The sequence below is a fragment of the Kitasatospora sp. NPDC002227 genome, from assembly GCF_040296285.1.
Classification (GTDB): domain Bacteria; phylum Actinomycetota; class Actinomycetes; order Streptomycetales; family Streptomycetaceae; genus Kitasatospora.
Map to the genome: position 1 here is coordinate 13,094 of NZ_JBEOWY010000021.1, position 18,563 is coordinate 31,656.

The window sequence follows — 18,563 nt, forward strand, 5'->3', positions numbered from 1 at the left end:
ACCGATCATCAAAGTCAGCCAGGCCGGCGTGCGCGGCCGGGTCTGCGGCCGAGGAGGTCCCGGAAGGTCGGCTCGCCGACGGTCGTCTCGGCTGGCAAGGAAGATGCTGCGGTTAGCAACCGCCGGCTGGCGGCGTTCGCCTTGTCCGCCAGAATCTGCCCTAGCCAGTCCTGACGGTTCAGAAGATCCCGAAGCTCTCGTGACCATTCTGCCTTCTGCCTGGCTTCCTCTCCAACGTCGTGATTCCGGTCGTTGCTGAACCACACCGGAGATACAGCCAGAAGGTCAGTAAGCCGCCTCTTGGGCGCCTCCGGAATCTGGAGCGATGCCTGATATGCCTTCAGGGCCAGCAGGCTCTCATTGGAGACGTCCAGCTCGTAGATGTCCTCCGGGTCCACGAAGAGGGATGCGGCCGTCCCGGCCATCTTGACGTTGGAACGGGACGCGGTCCAGGGGACGGAGAAGACCGCCACCGTTGGGGTCGCCAGTGGAGCATCGTCCAGGTACGCCGCGGCGGTGAGGTCAGACAGCTCCACCGTGCCGAGGTCATGGCGGTGCAGCATCCTTGCTGCTGCCTTGAGAGGGTTCTCTCCGATCTCCATGCCGTCCCACAGGATCGACCACCGCTGTGTCCGGCCGCGAGCTGCGAACGGCTTATGCAGGAGGATCTGGCCGTCATGGGCAACCACCACGACGGCCACTCCGTGACCCGGCACCCATAGACCTGGTGCATGCATCCTGACGTTTTCACTCACTTCGCTAGGTTACGTCCCTTTTACGCCCAGTTCGACTACCTCACGCGAAGGCCGAGCCGACTGGGTGGCCGGCACCCACACGGTCATCGGCTTCGATCAATTGCTACGACGTTGTTGTCTCGCGAGACGATGTGCGCTCGAAGGGCCTCGTTGTCGTGGTGGAGGGCGGCGATGACTGTTGCTGCTGCTTCCAGGTCCTTGCGGAGTCCAGTGTTCTCGCGGATCTTGTCGCGGAGCTTCTTCTCCAGCTCGGTGATCACCGCGTCACGCTGGGACTCGCCGACGGTCCGGCGGCCGTTCTCGGCGACATAGGCGTTCCACTCAGCCATGATCTGAGTCGCGCGGTTCATCGTCGCGCGACTGACGCCGGCCTCGCGGTACAAGTTCTCCTTGGTCATCTTGCCGTCGGTCGCCTTCGGGCGGCCGTCGATGAGTCGCTGCATGGCCTCGCGGAGAGCCCGTACTGCGGCGTCAGACGCTTCGCTCACTGCTCTGCCTTCTTGATCACGTTGTTGACGGCTTCGAGCTCACGCAGAAGAACCTGCCGCCGCGGGGTGGCGACCTTAGGTGACGCGATCTGCCTGGTGAGACTGGCTTGTTCAGCTGACCAGATTGGGATGTGCGCTGGGCTGATGATGCTGTTCGCGCATCGGTCGGGGCGGCACATGTCCGGCCTCGGCTCGGTGATGGTCCCGATGCTCGCGTTCTCGATGCAGACGGCGCCCGTTGGGTCACGCTCATCGAAGGTGCAGTGGTTGAGCTTGCCAAACCGTAGAGGCACCCGAGCCTTCCTCAGCAGGTCGTACTCCACCCGGGCATCTCCGTTCCGGGCCCTTCCGGTCGACCGAAGGGTCTCGGCATGCTTCTCAAGCATGGCGAACTCAGCCATGATCTTCTCTGCACCTGGACCGAAGCCGATGGGCCTACCGGCCTTGTAGTCATCGTAGAAGTCCTTGAGGCGATCGAAGTGGGCATCCTCGATCGCGGAATCTAGCATCCGCGACCACTCGGCATCAGTAGACATATAGCCTTGGGTAACTCGGTTTGATAGCGCTCGGGTCGCCACATGCTTGAGCTGAATACCAAGGGCAATCTCTGCTCCATCATGCGTTCCGACAAGCATGCTCATAGTCTTTCGGAATTGATGAGGAGCCGCCTTTCCCGAGGGGATATGCAGGCCATGCCAGGCAGTCAGCCTGTTCACTTGCTCGATAAAGCGACCGATAGCAAGGCCGCTATTGAAGTACTCCCCCACCCCTTCCTCCAGCGCTGAGGTCCGATGGAATGGCCTGGCCGAGAAGATCAGATCATCATGAAGTGAGAGTTTTTCTGCGACGCTGATTGCTTCAGCCACGGGCTCGATGATCCACCAGTGTTCCGTGGGGATCGCCGGGTCGAGCTTTCGCTTCTTGGATACCACAGCAGGAGATCCATAGTATTCGACTACCGATCCCCTCGTAATCTCCCGAACTTCACTATCCCGCATCATCGAGAGTGCACTGACGAAGATATAGCACGCCGCCCGCAGTTGCGTAAGCTCCATGGACAGTGATCGCTTGGAGAAGCCCGGGTGCCACGGGCCGACTGATCCGTCCTGGCGAACTACCTGCCGGGGCTCCCTCAGCAGGCCGCCGCTCATCGTTCGACCTTCGTTGATCATGCTGTAGATCTTGTCCATGGAGCCGCCGAGAGCCTTCTCGTAGCTGGAATCGACCACCGTGCCACTGAGAAGAAGGAGCATGCTCTGATTGAGAGTTCCGCCGGGTGCATTTCGGTCATCCGTGTGTAGCGGGATCAAGCTGTCGGGATCATCGAGATACAACCGCAGGCGCCTCCTTGATCCGGTATATCCACGAATTCCGCCATCTGTAAGCCGGCGAAGGCTATCTCGTGCAGCGAAAATATCAGGGGAAAACTCATGAATATAAGTCCAAGCTGATTTAACTAGGGCAAACCAAACCTCTGGGGAAATGTTCTTCGTCCTCGCGGCAACACCGCCCACGGTTCCCGCAATCTCCCGGGAGGTCATGCCCGGCCATGGATCTCCTACCAGTCCACCGCCCGTGAGGACTCGGGAGAGCCGGTATAGCAATCGCACAACCGAGATGTTTGCACCGAGAGACGTCGGATCAACAGCCTCCCTTTTCTCCTCGATAAACCTTCGAGCATCAGCCAAGTGCCACTGCGACAGATCGTCGGGCAAATTATTCCGACTCGCCCAGATGGCGAGTCCTTTCATTCGATAGGTATGTCCGAATAGAGTAGTTACACCAGCGGGCTCATCGCCGAGATTGATCCTCTGGGTGAGAATAGACGAGTGAGTCGGATTGAGCATGGCCATGGCAATCTCGCGCATCCGAAGGTTCCATGGCCCATCAAGAAGTCGAAGGGGGATCGCCCAGGCCGATGGAGGGGTGTTCGCCGGCCTTTGAGTGGCGAGCAGGGACCACGTGCTTCGTTGCCCAAAGAGTGGAACATCCACGCCTGGAGTCAGTGAGTGGGACTGGAGGACCGGCTCGTCGTCCGCGAAGAAGCTACTGGAGTGCGGGTTGAGGAGATGGTGCACAAGGCTCATCGGTTGAACTCCACGTAGGCAGCGAGGGGCAGTTGCAGACGGTCGCCGGTGACTGTGATTTGCTGACGTGCGGCGTCGAGGTCTTCTGGGGTTCGTTCAGACAGGGCCGCTAGCAGATTGACTCTGCGCTGGCCCCATACTGCTTCGAACATGGGTGGCGAGAGCCGGTTCCTGAGGCCGTCCAGGAAGTCAGCGTAGAGGAGGAGTTGAGGCAGGTTCGATGGCAAGATGATGGCGTTCCTGCACTCCAAGCAACTAAGTGGTGCTGTGGGGCACAGGTCGCCGGCGTTCTTCGCGAAGGGTGAGTTGTACGGGTCCTTGCACTCGCATACGCCCATGTTGAGGGCACCTTCAACGATCATGGTCGCCTGCTCCCGAGTCAGTTGGAGTGCATCGAGCGACTCAGGAGACTTCAAGTTGTCCTCGGCTTCCGCGTCGAGGACGGATGGCCCGCTGACGGCCCTGTCGAACCAATCGTGCTGAGCCTGTGTGATCAACTTTCCGGACACTACCCTCAGCGTGGTGCCGCGGGCGTAGTTTCGGAGGAAGGTCTGAGGGGTGTGATCGTCAGCAACGTGATCCACGGAGCCCTTGCGGGCGATGGCCTTCTCCACCTTGATCGACTTCCGTAGCCTACGGATGTCATGGGGTTCGGAGATCGCCAGGTTGTGCTGTTCGATCCATGCGTGGAAGCGGTCCTTGGGGGACATTGCGGACTGAAGCGGCACCGTCTTGACCGACAAGTCGGGTTGGACGGTGGTCACTAGCAACAGCTTTGCCGACTCCGCTGCCCCCGTCAGGGCGCGTGCTCGCTCTGTGATGGCGATCAATCTGCGGAGGAGGTCTACAACGTTGATCCGTCCGGTCTCCGTGTGGAGAGCTGACTCAGGCTCATCGAAGCGTCGGGCTCCGCGTCTCCTGGCCCTGCGCTTCGTGAGGGTAAGCCGAACGCCTGACTGGATGAAGTCGACGTCACTCATGCAGAGGCCAGCGATCTCCTCCGGCGAGTGCCCAGTAGCAGCGATGAGCAGAATGCGGAAGGCGTGCATGTCGTCGGCTGTCGGGTACAGCGTCTGGACAAGAGAACGCAGGAGGAATCGCCTGGCGTACCTTGCCTGAATCTCGGATCGGGAACCTACCTGAGCATGCATGTCCTCGGTCCACGCTGCAAGCGGGGGCAGCTTCGTAGAGATACCCTCACGGATCAGCTCACTCTGACCGACAGCCCACAGGAGGTTGCCGAGATCACACCAACCGTGTTGATCTGGGTGGCCTTTTGCTGCCGCTACAAGCTGGTCACCTTCGCGGATGCGCTGCTCGGCCGCCCGGACGACTGCCCACGCCTCGCGTACGAGAGCCGCCTTCTCCTTCCTGGAGAACTCATCCACCTCGGTAGTACGACCGGACGGGACTCGATTTCGGGAAGCTAGAAGCTCGCGTAGGCCGCCTTGGAGGTCGACATCTTCGCGCTGGAGGCGGAAGTTGATCAGCGCCCTGAGTTTCGATGAAAGCGAGTGCGGTCGCGGAGACCCAGGCGGGTAGCTTCTAGGAAGCTGACGGCCATACTCGTAGACGATCGGGGCCAGGTCATCCCTAGGGCCGTCGAGCGAGCACAGTTCAGGTGATGGTGCGTGTTGATCCACGTACTCGGCGAACGTGATGATGGCTGCTCTGTAATCGCGTGTGGTGGCTTCGCTGAGCTGCGATACCGCGATCAGCGCTACCCACTCGTCGGCGAGCTGGGCCACAAGGTTCTTGCAGGAGTAGAGGGACGGGTCAAGAACGACCTCGACCTTCTCGCCGCGACGGCCCAGTGTGTGCACAGATCGCAGGCCGATCGTGCGTGGCAGCGTGGGAGTACTGCCAGGCGAGACCATCGGTGCCGGCTTGTGATCGCCGAGCCTAGGCACGGGCTGCCTCCAGGTCCAGGTTCCAGGTCTGGATCGCGATCTCGGCGTAGGTGGCTCCGTCATGGTCGGTCCACCCGTGGAAGGCGTCATCCACGTAGTTCATCGGGTCGTCCATGTATCGGAGGTATCCAAGCGTGCTGGCCAGCCGCTTGTGTCCTAGTCGGCGCTGGACACGAAGGATCGGGCCGAAGAGTACGTGATCATCTGGCGAAGCTTCCCGAGTCGGAGGGAGGCGGCCTTCGCGTTCCCACTTCATGCGGTAGAGCTGCTTGAGGAGCTGGAGGGCGTATGTATGGCGGGCATCGTGGTAGCGCCAGGGCTTCCGGGGGAGCTGCGGGGTGCCGTCGCCGGCATGCTTCTGCATCCGAGACCAGGCCACATGCCGGCAGTTGTCCCAGGCGGAGCTGCTAAGCATCAGGCCGCCCTGACCGATGAATACTGCCATTGATTCCAGGCCGATATCGGTCTCGTGGACGGTGATTCGCCGCATCGCGGGTGGCATCGCCGAGATTTTGAAGGTGCGGCGACGCCCCTGGTAGGTCCCGGTGAGCTTCCCTTGGTCTGCGTTGATCGAGGTGACGACGAAGAGCGTCCTGGCCTTTCTGGCCAAGATCTTGGCGGCGGTCTGGGCGACCTCCAACCGTTCGATCCGTCGGTAGTGGTCCACCATGTACAGGGCGGCCAAGGGGAAGTAGACCGTTCGATGAAGCCCGTACTTGGCGCATGCCTGGATGTCGAACTCGACACTGTGCTGTGGGTTGCCCCAGCCGGTGCCCAGCTCGGGGATGAGGAGTGTCGACCATTCGGTCTTGCGCATGCCAGTGAGGAGGGCTGTCTCGATGCCAGCCCGACCTCGGTGGGTTGTGTTCGTGCCGCGGAAGTCATAGTCCACGGTTCCGTCGGGGAGCATCCCACCGAACCCGACATCGCGGAAGTAGAGGTACTGCTGGCACGTCAGGTGACGGATGTCCATCTCCCGGCGAAGCCCGCTAGTCAGCGGAGTTCGACCATTGACCAGGCGTACGGGCTTACGTCTGATGAGGTCCTGATCCCGCAGCCAGGTGTAGAGCTGGTCGATGACGCCGGCTTCGCGGTCCCAGGTTCCTTCGTCACATGGCGTGTCTTGCAGCTCGGTGCGAGCGTACCGGTAGGCCACAAGATCAGCTTCGGTTGCTGACAGAAGGTCAGTCCCGCGTTCATTCAAGAAGTTGGCCAGCCTGAAAACGATGTAGGCGTAGGTCCTCATCGTCTCCGGGTCGCGCTTGCGGAGCGAGAGCGAGTAGAACCAGCCCGAGATGTGCGGGATGGGCCTCATCTGCGAGTCAAGGAAGACCGGGGTCCGATCTCGGACGGCCCGATGAACGAGCATGTCCCGTACCTGCGCGGCATCAGGTCCGTCGGCGTATGGCCGCCTGTCAAGCAGGTCGGGCTTCACGTAGAAGAGCTTCACAAGTCCCCCTGAGACATTTCAAGGGGCAAGAAGTAACAGAGTTTCCTTGACCTGTCATCTCGTCAGATGGCCTGGCATGAGACAGTCTCAAACTATCAAGAGAAGAAGTGGGAGAGGATCACCAGCGGGACGCTGGTCACCCCGAGCGAGCGCAAGCAGGAGTCCGCGGCGGCCGGGTCGGGGCCGGTGTCGACCACCACGGCGGTGCCGTCCGCCGCACCGACCGGAAGCACCGTCATGTCGCCCTGCCCGACGTCGCACATGACCAGCCGCCAGCCGCTCGGCGGCCAGCCGGTGGCGATCCGGGTGAGCAGCGGCGGCCGGAGCAGTACCGCGAGGAGGGCGGCCGTCAGGGCCGTGCCGAGGAGGGTTGTCCGCAGGGCCCGGCGGGGTGGGTGCGGGCGGCGCGGGCGGCGCCTGGCGGCGAAGGGGTGGGCGGCCCAGCTGAGGGCCAGGGTGGCGAGGGCCAGTACGGCGGCACCGAACAGGCCTGCGGGCAGGTCGAGTTGGGCGCCGGGCAGGGCGGCGCCATGGCGGGCCACGGCGGCCAGCCAGGCCGTGGGGACGGCGGCCAGGTCGGCCAGGAAGCGGGCCGCCGACGGCCAGAGCGGGCCTAGCGCGAGGGCCCCGAACCCGAGCAGGGTGGCCGGGGCCACGGCCGCCTCGGCCAGCACGTTGCAGGGGACGGCGACCAGGCTCACCCGCGGTGCGAGCAGCACGGTGACCGGCGCGCAGAGCGCCTGGGCGGCGGCCGTGGCGACCACCGCCGCCGCGAGGTGGCGCGGCCACCGGCGGGCCAGCAGAGCCGCCTGCCAGCGCGGGCCCAGGGTGAGCAGCCCGGTGGTGGCGAGGCCGGAGAGCACGAAGCCGTAGGAGCGGGCGAGGTAGGGGTCTAGCAGGACGAGGGCGAGGACGGCACCGGCGAGCGCGGTGAGGGCCTGGCGGGGCCGCCCAGTGGCCAGGGCGAGCAGGCCGATCAGGCCGGTGGCGGCGGCTCGGAGGACGCTCGGGTCCGGCCGGCAGATCGTCACGAAGGCGAGGGTGACGGCCGTGCCGAGGATCGCGGTGGTCCGGAGCGAGAGTCCGAGGGCTCCGGCCAGCCCGGGACGGGTGGGCAGGGGGTCGAGTTCGGTCGGCTCCTCGAGGCGGGTGGCGGAGCCGACCAGGACGGTCAGGACGATGGCGAGGTTGGCGCCGCTGACAGCCGTGAGGTGGCCGAGGTCGGTCGCCCGGAACGCCTGTGCCAGGTCGTCCGGGAGCCGGGAGGTGTCGCCGACGACCAGGCCCGGGAGCAGGCCCCTGGCTTCGGCGGGGAGGTGGTCGCAGGCGCGGCGGAGGTCGGCGCGGAACCGGCCGGCCAGGCGCTGCGGGAGGCTCGGGCGGGCCAGGATCTGCGGCGGGCCTCGGACCAGGAGGACGGCGGCGGTGGTTCGGGTGCGGTCGGGGCGGTCGGGGTCGGGGTCGGGCGGGAGGATGCGGGCGGCCGAGCGGAGACGGGTGGACGGGAGCAGGGGCTGCCAGGCGGGGACGTCCTGGGCTCGGACCATCAGGGTGACGGGGGTTCTGGTGCGGACGGGGGCCGGGAGGTCGGGGCTGTCGACGCGCTCGACAGTGGCGCGGAGGGTGAGGAGGGGTTGGGCTCGGGCGGGGTGCGGCTTGGGGTCGCTGCCGACGGTGAGGTCGAGGGAGAGGTCGGGCTGAGTGGCGGTGGTGGCGGTGGCATTGGGGGCGGTGGGGCTGGTCAGGGCGGGGATGGGGCCGCGGTGGAGGTCGGCGGTGTGGAGGAGGGTGGTGAAGGTCGCGGCGGCGGCGGTGAGGAGGGTGGCGGCGGCGGTTGCCGCGGTGCGGCGGCGGGGGCCGGTGAGGGAGAGGAGGAGGACGGCGGTGGCGGCTGCGGCGAGGGCGGCGAGCGGGAGGGCCGGGCGGTAGGCCGGGGGGACGGCGAGAGTGGCGGCGGTGACGGCCCAGGCGGCGAGGGCCGGGGGCACCAGGCGGAGGTCGGTCTGCATGGGCGGCCTCCTTGAGGTTGGGGCGAGGACGGCGGGAGGGTGCGGCTGCTTCTCCGGCTGGGCGCGCAGGCAGTTGATCGGGCGGGGCCCGCGCCCCCTGGGGGAAGGGGTACTCGCCGAACAGAGGTCAGAGGGTGAGCAGGGGGCAGAGGTCGAGGAATTTGCGGTCGCCGATGCCGGTGATCTGGCGGAGTTGGTCGAGGGACTGGAAACCGCCGTGGTCGCGGCGGAAGAGAGTGATGCGTTGGGCCAGGGCGGGGCCTACACCGGGGAGGGCGTCGAGTTGTTCGGTGGTGGCGTGGTTGAGGTTGAGCGGGGTGGTGGGGGTGGCTGGGGCCACGGGTGGGGCGGGGATGCCGACGGTGAGCTGTTCGCCGTCGGTGAGGACTCGGGCGAGGTTGAGGCCGGTGGTGTCGGCGTCGGGCAGGAGTCCGCCGGCCGCGCGGAGGGCGTCGGCGACGCGGGCACCGACGGGGAGCGCGCGCAGACCCGGGTGTTGGACCTTGCCGGCGATGTCGATCACCACCTCGGCCGGGGCCCGGGCCGCCGGGCTCGCCCGCTGGACCGAGGCCGAGGCTGCGGCCGAGCCCGGGACCACGGCCGGGACCACGGCAGGGACGGCCACCTGCTGCGGGCGGCCCAGCCAGAAGTGCTGCACGGCGTACCCGACCGCGAGCACCAGCAGGACGGCCAGCCCGAGGACGGCTCTTCGGTCGAACAGCAGCCCGTGCCGAAGGCCTGGCTCCGGAGCCTCGGGCGACGGTGCCGGAGGATCGAGCCCGTCCTCCTCGGGATCGAACAGCTGGGCCATCCGCCCCCGCACGGTCTCGGTGGTCTCGCGGCGCCCGGCGCCGCCCACGGTCATCGTCTTCATGCCGAGGACGGTAGGCGCAGCACCGCCAAGAACCGACGACCAGTCAGAAACCTGTGGATAACCCGGCCCTGTGGATAATTCCCACCCCAGGATTCACTCGGACGGCCTAGTTTCGAACCGCCGACGAGCCGCCGGCGAGCCGTCAGCGAGCTCCCCGCGAGCCGACGGCGACCCGTCAGCGCGGCGCGACGACCACCGCGAGCAGCCCCGGCCCGACGTGCGCGCCGATCACCGCGCCGACCTCGCTCACCTGCAGCTCGCGCAGCCCCGGCACCCGCTCCCGCAGCCGCTCCGCGAGCGGTTCGGCCCGGTCCTCGGCGGCGAGGTGGTGCACGGCGATGTCGACCGGGGCGTCCCCGGCCTGGGAGACGGCGATCTCCTCCAGGCGGGCGATCGCCCGGGAGGCGGTGCGGACCTTCTCCAGCGGCTCGATCCGCCCGGCGGAGAGGTGGAGCAGCGGCTTGACCGCGAGGGCGGAGCCGAGGAGGGCCCGGGCCGCGCCGATCCGGCCGCCGCGACGGAGGTGCTCGAGGGTGTCGACGTAGAAGAAACCGCTGGTCAGCGCGGCACGCTCCCGGGCCGCCGCAGCGACTCCGGCGGCGTCGAGCCCGGCGGCGGCCGCCTCGGCGGCGGTCAGCACGCAGTGGCCCAGCGCCATGCCGACCAGTCGGCTGTCCACCACCTCGACCGGGATCGGCGCCTCGGCGGCGGCGAGCTGGGCGGCCTCGTACGTACCGGAGAGCTCGGCGGAGATGTGGATGGAGACCGCAGCGGTCGCCCCGGCCTCGGCGGCGGCGCGGTAGGCGGCGGCGAAGGTCTCGGGGTTGGGCCGCGAGGTGGTGACGCGGCGCTTGGCTCGCAACGCCTCGGCGACGTCCTTCGGGGAGATCTCGACGCCCTCGGTCAGCACCTCGTCACCGACCACCACGCTGAGCGGGACCACCGAGATCCGATGCCGGTCGATGGCGTCCTGCGGGAGGTACGCCGTGGAATCGGTGACAACTGCGAGGTGGTCGGGCATGAGGCGGAGGTTACTCCCCGCCCGGCCGAGAAGACAGCAGCCCCCTCACCCGATGAATCTCGACGAAGCCCGACCAAGCCCGAACAAGCCCGACCTAGCCCGAGGAAGTCCGACGAAGCCGGCGGAAGCCCGGCCAAACCCCACGCAGCCCGAGGAAGCCCCCACTCCCCCGAAGGGCTCTCAGCCCTCGGCGATCGCCGCCGCCGAGCGGAACCGGACCTCCGGCCGGACGAGCAGCAGCGCGAACCCCAGCAGCGCCGCGCACAGGTGACCCACCGTCGTGAAGTCCGGCAGCGGGCCGCTCCCCCACTCCGCGCCGCCCAGCGGCCAGGCCAGCACCAGCAGCGCCCACCACGGCCGCGCCCGGCGCGGCAGTGCGGCGGTCGAGGCGGCCAGCACGGTCTGCGAGCCGTAGCTGATGCCGTAGTCCAGGGTGCTGCGCACCTCCTCCCCGTACCAGCCCTGCCGCACCCCGACCACGATCACCCCGGCGGTGAGCAGCGTCGCCCCGACGTGCCCGCCGAGGAAGACCGCGAGGGCCCGCAGCCCGCCCCAGCGGCGCTCGGCCCGGGCCAGCAGCCAGCAGACCCCGAGGCCGAAGGTGAGCACGGTGGAGGCGAAGCCGAGCGAGGTGACCTCGGTCAGGCTGCCGGCCAGGAAGCAGGCGCTGCCCAGCAGTGCGCTCACCGGGTGGTCGGCCAGGTTGTCCAGGTTGGTGCTGACGTGCGCCAGCACAGCGGCGGACTGCTCGGCCGGGAGCCCGTACAGGATCCAGAGCCGGGTGAGCAGCAGCAGGCAGACGAACCCGAAGGTGAACGGCGAACGGCTCGGGTAGGCGAGGAGTGCGCGCAGCAGTCGACGGGCCATCAGCGGGATCCGTTCGGGGTCGGCACTCGGGACGGGGCGACCCGACCCTACCAACCGGGAGGCCGAGGGCCTCACGCCTCCTTGCGCAGCCGCTGCTTGCCGAGGCCGAGCAGCTCCTCCGCGCTCGGCTGCCGGCCGAAGGACAGGCCCTTGGGCGCCGCAACGGCGGCGTCGGCGGGGGCGTCGGCGGCGGCAGAGGCGGGAGCAGGGGCGGGGGCGGGGGTGTCCCAGTGCCGCAGCGCCCCGGCCTCCTGCTCGCACTCCTCTGCGAGCCGCGAGAGCTCGTCCTCGGCGAGGCGGTGGAGCCGGTCCTGGGCGGCCCAGCGCATGGACTCGGCGGCGTGGGTGATGCGGTCGGCACGCTCGCGCAGCTCGGGGAGCTTGGCCCCGACCCGGGCGGTGTCGGATTCGTGCTCGAGCATCCGCAGCTCGCGGTCGAGCTCGGCGGCGTGGGCGTCCAGGCGGGCGAGCAGCTGGAGCGAGTCGGCCAGCTGCGAGTCCTGCGGGAGCCCGGCCTGCAGCACCTTGCGGGTGCTGTCCAGGGTGTCGCGCAGGGCGAGCCGGACGGCGGCGAGCTGCCCCTGGGCGCCGGGCTTGGCGAAGCTCTTGGCCTTCAGGGCGACGTTCTCGACCGTGCGGCGGGCGTTGGCCTCGGCCTGGTCGACCTTGGCGGCCACTGCCTTGGCGGCCTTGACCCCGGCCACCAACAGCAGGGTCAGCACGCCCACGCCGAACAGCAGAATCAGCCCGAACACCACGCCCAGCGCATCCATCGCCCGTCACCCTCCACCGCTCGCCTGGGCCTCCACCGTAGCCCGCCGCACCCGCACGACGTACGCCTACGAGGGAAATCCCGGCAGACTTCAGGGACGACTCAGGGCTCCCCCTGACGCGTGCAAGGGGAGCCCTGAGAACGGTGCGGAGCGTCAGCCGGTGACGATGTTCACCAGCTTCGGCGCCCGCGCGATCACCTTGCGGACCGGCGCGTCACCGATCGCCTCGACCACGGCCGGGTCGGCCAGCGCCAGTGCCTCCAGCTCGGCGTCGGAGATCGCCGGGGAGACCTGCAGCCGGGCCTTGATCTTGCCCTTGATCTGCACGACGCACTCGACGGCCTCGTCCACCGTGTACGCCGGGTCGGCGACCGGGTAGTCGGTGTGCGCCAGCGAGCCTTCGTGGCCCAGCTTGCGCCACAGCTCCTCGGCGACGTGCGGGGCCAGCGGGGCGATCATCAGGACCAGCTGCTCGGCCACCTCGCGCGGGGTCGAGCCGCGCTTGACCAGGAAGTTGTTCAGTTCGATCGCCTTGGCCACGGCGGTGTTGAACCGCAGGCCGGCCATGTCGCCCCGGATGCCGTCGATCGCCTTGTGCAGGGCGCGCAGCGTCGCCTCGTCCGGCGTCTCGTCGGTGACGACCAGCTCGCCGGTGGTCTCCGAGACGATGTTGCGCCACAGGCGCTGCAGGAAGCGGTACGAGCCGACCACGGCGCGGGTGTCCCACGGGCGGGAGACGTCCAGCGGGCCCATCGACATCTCGTACAGGCGCAGCGTGTCGGCGCCGTACTCGTCGCAGATGGAGTCGGGCGCGACCGCGTTCTTCAGGGACTTGCCCATCTTGCCGGCCTCGCGCTTGACCTGCTCGCCCTGCCAGAAGAACTTGCCGTCGCGCTCCTCGATCTCGGCGGCGGGCACCGGGAAGCCGCGCTCGTCGCGGTAGACGTCGGCGGTGATCATGCCCTGGTTGAACAGCTTGTGGAACGGCTCGACCGAGGAGACGTGACCCAGGTCGTGCAGCACCTTGTGCCAGAAGCGGGCGTACAGCAGGTGCAGCACCGCGTGCTCGGCACCGCCGACGTACAGGTCCGCGCCGCCGCCCGGCTTCTGCTCGGTCGGGCCCAGCCAGTAGCCCTCGTTGGCCGGGTCGACCACGGCGGTGGAGTTGGCGGGGTCGATGTAGCGCAGCTCGTACCAGCAGGAGCCGGCCCAGTTGGGCATGGTGTTGGTCTCGCGGCGGTAGCTGCGCACGCCGTCGCCCAGGTCCAGCTGGACGTTGACCCACTCCTCGTTCCGGGACAGCGGGGTCTTCGGCGAGGAGGTGGCGTCGAACGGGTCGTAGGTGTGCGGCGAGTAGTCCTCGACCTCGGGCACCTCGACCGGCAGCATCGACTCGGGCAGCGCGTGCATCACGCCGTCCTCGTCGTAGACGATCGGGAAGGGCTCGCCCCAGTACCGCTGGCGGCTGAACAGCCAGTCGCGCAGGCGGTAGTTGACGGTGCCCTCGCCCAGGCCCTGCGAGGCCAGCCACTGAGTGGCGGTCGCCTTGGCGTCCACGACGCTCAGGCCGTCCAGCGACAGGCCGTCACGCGACGAGGCCACGATGACGGAGTCATAGGTGTCGAAGGCGTCGTCCCAGGTCGACGGGTCGTCGGAGCGGCCGTCGGTCGGCTTGACCACGCAGCGCATCGGCAGGTCGAAGGCGCGGGCGAAGGCGAAGTCGCGGTGGTCGTGCGCCGGCACCGCCATGATCGCGCCGGTGCCGTAGCCCATCAGCACGTAGTCGGCGATGAAGACCGGCACCTGCTCGCCGCTGACCGGGTTGGTCGCGTACGCGCCGGTGAAGACACCGGTCTTGACCTTGGCGTCGACCTGGCGCTCGACGTCCGACTTGGCGGCGGCCTCCGCGCGGTAGGCGGCCACAGCCTCGGCGGGGGTGGCGTGGCCACCGGTCCAGTCGCCGTGGGTCCCGTCCGGCCAGGCGGCGGGGACGATCGAGTCGACCAGCGCGTGCTCGGGGGCCAGCACCATGTAGGTGGCGCCGAACAGGGTGTCCGGGCGGGTGGTGAAGACGGTGATCGCGTCGGAGCCCACCGCGAAGTCGACCCGGGCGCCCTCGGAGCGGCCGATCCAGTTGCGCTGCTGCAGCTTGATGGCCTCGGGCCAGTCCAGCAGGTCCAGGTCGGCGATCAGGCGGTCGGAGTACGCGGTGATCCGCATCATCCACTGGCGCAGGTTCGACTTGAAGACCGGGAAGTTGCCGCGCTCGGAGCGGCCGTCGGCGGTGACCTCCTCGTTGGCCAGCACGGTGCCCAGGCCGGGGCACCAGTTGACCGGCACCTCCTTGCTGTACGCCAGCCGGTACTCGCCCAGCAGCTCGTCCCGCTCGACGCCGGACAGCGAGGACCACTCGCGCCCGTCACCGGTCGAGCGCTCACCCGACTCGAACTGCGCGATCAGGTCACTGATCGGACGGGCCTTCCGAGCGGCCTCGTCGTACCAGGAGTTGAAGATCTGCAGGAAGATCCACTGCGTCCAGCGGTAGTACTCCGGGTCGATGGTGGAGATCGACCGGCGCGGGTCGTGGCCCAGGCCCAGGCGGCGCAGCTGCTGCCGCATGTTGGTGATGGCCGCCTCGGTGGTGATCCGCGGGTGCTGGCCGGTGGCCACGGCGTGCTGCTCGGCGGGCAGGCCGAAGGCGTCGTAGCCCAGCGTGTGCAGCACGTTGTGGCCGGTCATCCGCTGGAAGCGGGCGTAGACGTCGGTGGCGATGTAGCCCAGCGGGTGGCCGACGTGCAGACCGGCGCCCGAGGGGTACGGGAACATGTCCATGATGAAGCTGTGCGGCTTCGCGGCGACGTCACCGGCGGCCGCGTCGGCCAGGGCACCGGCCGGGTTGGGGGCCTGGAAGGTGCCCTCCTTCTCCCAGACGTCCTGCCAGCGGGACTCGATCTCGGCGGCCAGCGCCGCGCCGTAGCGGAAGGGCTCGGTCGCGGCCTCGGCCGCAGGGGTCGTCTCGCTCATGATCCTTCGGGCTCCATCGATGTCAGTTCGCGAACCGGCGGCCAGGGGGAGGGTGCTCACCGGGAGAAGGGGCGGGAAACAAAAAAGCCCCTCGCAGGAGGGGACGCCACGCCGACTCCGGCACCCGGGCCGGTACTGGTCAGCGCGGCCGGCTAAGGAGCAGGCGCACGGTTCGCATGGGCTCAGGGTACCGCACGCCCCGAAGCCCTCCCGCGAAAACCCCTCAGGCCACCTCGCGCACCGCCGCGTCGAAGTCCCGCAGGGCCCGGGCCACCCGGACGGACTGCATGCCCGCGGCCAGCGCCCGCGCCTCGTCCGCCGTCCGGGCCGCCTCGGCCTCCGCACCCGTCCGGCGGCAGGAGTCCGCGAGCCGGACCATCAGCAGCGCCTTGACCCGGGCCCGTTCGGGCGCGAGCGCCGCCACCGCGCTGCGCAGCAGCCGCTGGGCCCGCTCGTGGTCGCCCAGGAAGAGGTACCCCTCGCCGACCATGCCCTCGAGGTCGGCCAGCTCCTGGCTGTGCCCGGCCTCCCCGTCCAGCGCCAGGAAGGCCCGGTCGGCCACCGCCTCGCAGCTGATCTGCTCGCCCTTCTTGCCGTGCGCCCGGGCTATCCGGCCCAGTTGCAGGGCCCGCTCACGCGGGGTCAGCACGCCATCGGCCGCCCGGAGCGCGGTGGAGAGCATCGCGACCGCGTCCAGGCCGCGCCCGCCGGAGTTGTGGGTGGCCTGCGCGGCCAGGCAGCCGACCACGCTGACGCCCAGGCGCGGATCCCCCGAGACGTGGGCGGCGCGCAGGGCGGCGACGAAGGCGCGCTGGGCGGCGGCGTCGTTGCCCAGGTCGTAGTTGGCCCAGCCGACCAGGCGGGCCAGCCGGCTGGCCGCGCCGTACAGCTCCCGGCCGAGCTTCTCGTCGTAGGCGCCGAGTTCGAGCAGCTTGCCGGTCATCGCCAGCTCGGCCTTGGCCAGGTCGAGGATCAGCCCGCCGCCGTAGGTGCGCTCGAGGCGCTGCTTGCTCTCGTAGCTGAGCCGCAGGTCGGTCAGCTGCTCGGCGGCGATCCGCAGCGCGCCCTCGCCGCCGGTCACCTCGGGCGGCGGCGAGGACCAGTGCCGGGCGGCCTGTTCGAGCTCGTCGCCGCGGAAGAGGTCGGTGAGGCGCACCGGCGCGGCGTCCGCCCCGGCCTCGCGCAGGGCGGTCTGCGCGGTGTCGGCCGTCCACGGGTCGGTGAGCAGCTTGGGCGAGAGGATCTTGGCGCCCCGGCTGCTGCCCATCTGGCCCCAGAGCTGGTCGTACGTGACGGCGATGCCCAGCGTGCGGCCCAGCACCTCGCAGACGGCCTGGTCGTGCGGGGCGCGCGGCACCATGCCGCGGTCACGCCACTTGTACGGGGCGGTGGAGCTGATCGCCAGCGCGACGGGCAGGGCCGCGTTCACCTCGCGGGCCAGCCGCTCGGGGCTCCAGCCGAGCTGGTGCAGTATCCGGGCGAGCTCTTCGTTGCGTTTGCGCGCCAGATCGGCCATGCGACGACCGTAACGGCCCGGCCCGGCCGAGCGGAAGCCGACGGGAAGAGCAGAAGGCCGCCTCCCGCAAACAGGAGGCGGCCTTCTCGCCTGTGGAGCTACGGGGAATTGAACCCCGGACCTCTTGCATGCCATGCAAGCGCTCTACCAACTGAGCTACAGCCCCGTGACCTTCGGTGCCCCCGGCGTTTCCCCCGGCGACACCGATTACTTTACACGGTCATCGGCCCGGCCCCTAATCCGTTCCCGCAGGCCTCCCCCTCCCTCTGTATCTCAGACCGCACGCCGTGTCCGCCCCGCGAACAGCGCCGCCGCGGCGAAACCGCCGGCGATCGCCGCGCAGGTCACCAGGAAGGCGCCGCCCGAGGCCGCCGCGCCGGCCGGGTAGCTGACCTGGCCGAGGAAGACGGTGCCGAGCAGCGAGACCCCGACCACCTGGCCGAGCTGCACGATCGTCACCATCACGCCGCTGCCGTCCGCCGCGTCCGCGGGGTCGACCTTGCCGAGCGCCCGGCCGAACAGCGGGCTGTACGCGCACCCGGCGGCGAAGCCGGCCAGCGTGAGCAGCACCTCGGCGAGCAGGCCGATCTCGCCGCCGTCGCCGAGCAGCAGCCCGAGCCCGGCGTAGGCGGGCGCCATCAGGGCCAGCGCGAGCACCGGCAGCGGGCGGTGCAGCAGCTTCGGCAGCCGCTGCCAGTGCAGGCTGGAGAGGCCGAAGCCGACCGCGACCGGCCCGGAGAGCAGCCCGGCGCGCAGCGCGCTGTGGCCGAGCCCGGCCTGCTGGTGGAGGGCGAAGGCGAACATGAAGCCGGAGAAGCCCGCCATGATCAGGAAGATCGCCCCGGCCGCCGGCAGCAGCCCGGGCGCGCGCAGCACCCGGCCGGGCACCAGCGGCTGCCCGCCGCGGGCCGAGATCCGGCGCTCGACCAGCCCGAAGACGCCGAACAGCAGCGCGCTCGCCGCCAGCATCGCCCAGCCCCAGGCCGGCCAGCCCAGCTCGTGCCCGAGCACCAGCGGCACCACCAGGGTGCCCAGCGCCGCCGCCAGCACCACCAGGCCGGGGATGTCGAAGCCGCGCGAACTGTCCCCGGGCAGGGACGGCAGCAGCCTCGCGCTGGCCGCGAGCAGCACCAGCCCGAGCGGCACGTTCACCAGGAAGACCGGCCGCCAGCCCGTCCCGAACAGGTCGGCGCTGACCAGCAGCCCGCCGACCACCTGCCCGACCGCCATGCCCCCCGCGAGCACGGCGGAGTAGAACCCGAGCGCCCGGGTGCGGGCGGCACCGGTGAAGGTCCGCTGCACCAGGCTCATCACCTGCGGCACCATCACCGCGGCGCCGACCCCCTGGGCGATCCGAAAGGCGATCAGCGTGCCGGTGCTCGGCGCCAGCCCGCAGGCCAGCGAGGCCCCGGTGAACACGGCGAGCCCGTACCGGAACAGCCTGCTGTACCCGTACCGGGCGCCGAGCCGGGCGCCGGTGATGAGCAGCACCGCGTACGCGATGGTGTACCCCGCGATGACCAGTTGCAGGCCCGCGCCGGTGGCGTGCAGGTCGGTGCGGATGGTCGGGACGGCCACGTTGACGACCGAGATGTCCAGCACGGCCATGAACTGGCCCGAGAGTACGAGGGCGAGCAGCAGGCCCGGCCTGACCTGACGGTTCGTCGGCCCGGCCGGAGCCCCCTGCGGTCTGATCTGAAGGTCCGTCATGCGACCATCGTGGCGGCCGCCCGGTACTGGTGGTTAGAGCCTGCTGATCCTGGTACTGGCACCACCCTGTTACGGGTAC

At 69.1% G+C, this 18,563-nt stretch carries 13 protein-coding genes and 1 tRNA gene; all 14 read right to left on the reverse strand.

Going from position 1 to position 18,563, the window contains the following annotated elements:
• Positions 1–14: 14 nt before the first annotated feature.
• The 14 genes from ABT095_RS19925 to ABT095_RS19990 all read right to left on the reverse strand — a co-directional run bounded on the left by ABT095_RS19925 (position 15) and on the right by ABT095_RS19990 (position 18,484).
• Positions 15–755 carry a hypothetical protein gene (locus ABT095_RS19925; protein WP_350530768.1) on the reverse strand — a complete coding sequence of 247 codons (741 nt, stop codon included), beginning with the start codon at positions 753–755 and terminating at the stop codon, positions 15–17.
• 83 nt (positions 756–838) lie between these two features.
• A complete protein-coding gene (locus tag ABT095_RS19930; RefSeq protein ID WP_350530769.1) occupies positions 839–1,243 on the reverse strand; it encodes a hypothetical protein in 405 nt (134 codons plus the stop codon).
• Positions 1,240–3,111, reverse strand: a complete 1,872-nt coding sequence (locus ABT095_RS19935) for a hypothetical protein (protein WP_350530770.1) — start codon at positions 3,109–3,111, stop codon at positions 1,240–1,242. The genes ABT095_RS19930 and ABT095_RS19935 overlap by 4 nt, the downstream gene beginning before the upstream one ends.
• Positions 3,112–3,326: 215 nt before the next feature.
• A complete protein-coding gene (locus ABT095_RS19940; protein ID WP_350530771.1) occupies positions 3,327–5,153 on the reverse strand; it encodes a hypothetical protein in 1,827 nt (608 codons plus the stop codon).
• Between the two features lie 79 nt (positions 5,154–5,232).
• A complete protein-coding gene (locus tag ABT095_RS19945) occupies positions 5,233–6,690 on the reverse strand; it encodes a site-specific integrase (protein ID WP_350530772.1) in 1,458 nt (485 codons plus the stop codon).
• 95 nt (positions 6,691–6,785) lie between these two features.
• Positions 6,786–8,699 (reverse strand): ComEC/Rec2 family competence protein, encoded by a 1,914-nt coding sequence (locus ABT095_RS19950; RefSeq protein ID WP_350530773.1) that lies wholly within the window; start codon positions 8,697–8,699, stop codon positions 6,786–6,788.
• A 127-nt stretch (positions 8,700–8,826) separates the two neighbouring features.
• Positions 8,827–9,573 (reverse strand): ComEA family DNA-binding protein, encoded by a 747-nt coding sequence (locus ABT095_RS19955; RefSeq protein WP_350530774.1) that lies wholly within the window; start codon positions 9,571–9,573, stop codon positions 8,827–8,829.
• 175 nt (positions 9,574–9,748) lie between these two features.
• On the reverse strand, positions 9,749–10,594 hold the full coding sequence (locus tag ABT095_RS19960; protein WP_350530775.1) for a DegV family protein: 846 nt from the start codon (positions 10,592–10,594) through the stop codon (positions 9,749–9,751).
• A gap of 180 nt (positions 10,595–10,774) precedes the next feature.
• Positions 10,775–11,461, reverse strand: a complete 687-nt coding sequence (locus tag ABT095_RS19965) for a rhomboid-like protein (protein WP_350530776.1) — start codon at positions 11,459–11,461, stop codon at positions 10,775–10,777.
• 71 nt (positions 11,462–11,532) lie between these two features.
• Positions 11,533–12,234 (reverse strand): hypothetical protein, encoded by a 702-nt coding sequence (locus ABT095_RS19970; protein ID WP_350530777.1) that lies wholly within the window; start codon positions 12,232–12,234, stop codon positions 11,533–11,535.
• 153 nt (positions 12,235–12,387) lie between these two features.
• A complete protein-coding gene (gene leuS / locus ABT095_RS19975) occupies positions 12,388–15,258 on the reverse strand; it encodes a leucine--tRNA ligase (RefSeq protein ID WP_350530778.1) in 2,871 nt (956 codons plus the stop codon).
• Positions 15,259–15,481: 223 nt separating this feature from the next.
• Positions 15,482–16,774: an NsdA family TPR-like regulatory protein gene (locus ABT095_RS19980; RefSeq protein ID WP_350530779.1), complete on the reverse strand. Its 1,293-nt coding sequence runs from the start codon at positions 16,772–16,774 to the stop codon at positions 15,482–15,484.
• A 93-nt stretch (positions 16,775–16,867) separates the two neighbouring features.
• Positions 16,868–16,940: transfer RNA gene (locus tag ABT095_RS19985), tRNA-Ala, on the reverse strand.
• A 107-nt stretch (positions 16,941–17,047) separates the two neighbouring features.
• The gene (locus ABT095_RS19990) at positions 17,048–18,484 is read right to left on the reverse strand and encodes an MFS transporter (protein ID WP_350530780.1); all 1,437 of its coding nucleotides are present in this window, start codon (positions 18,482–18,484) and stop codon (positions 17,048–17,050) included.
• Positions 18,485–18,563 lie beyond the last annotated feature (79 nt).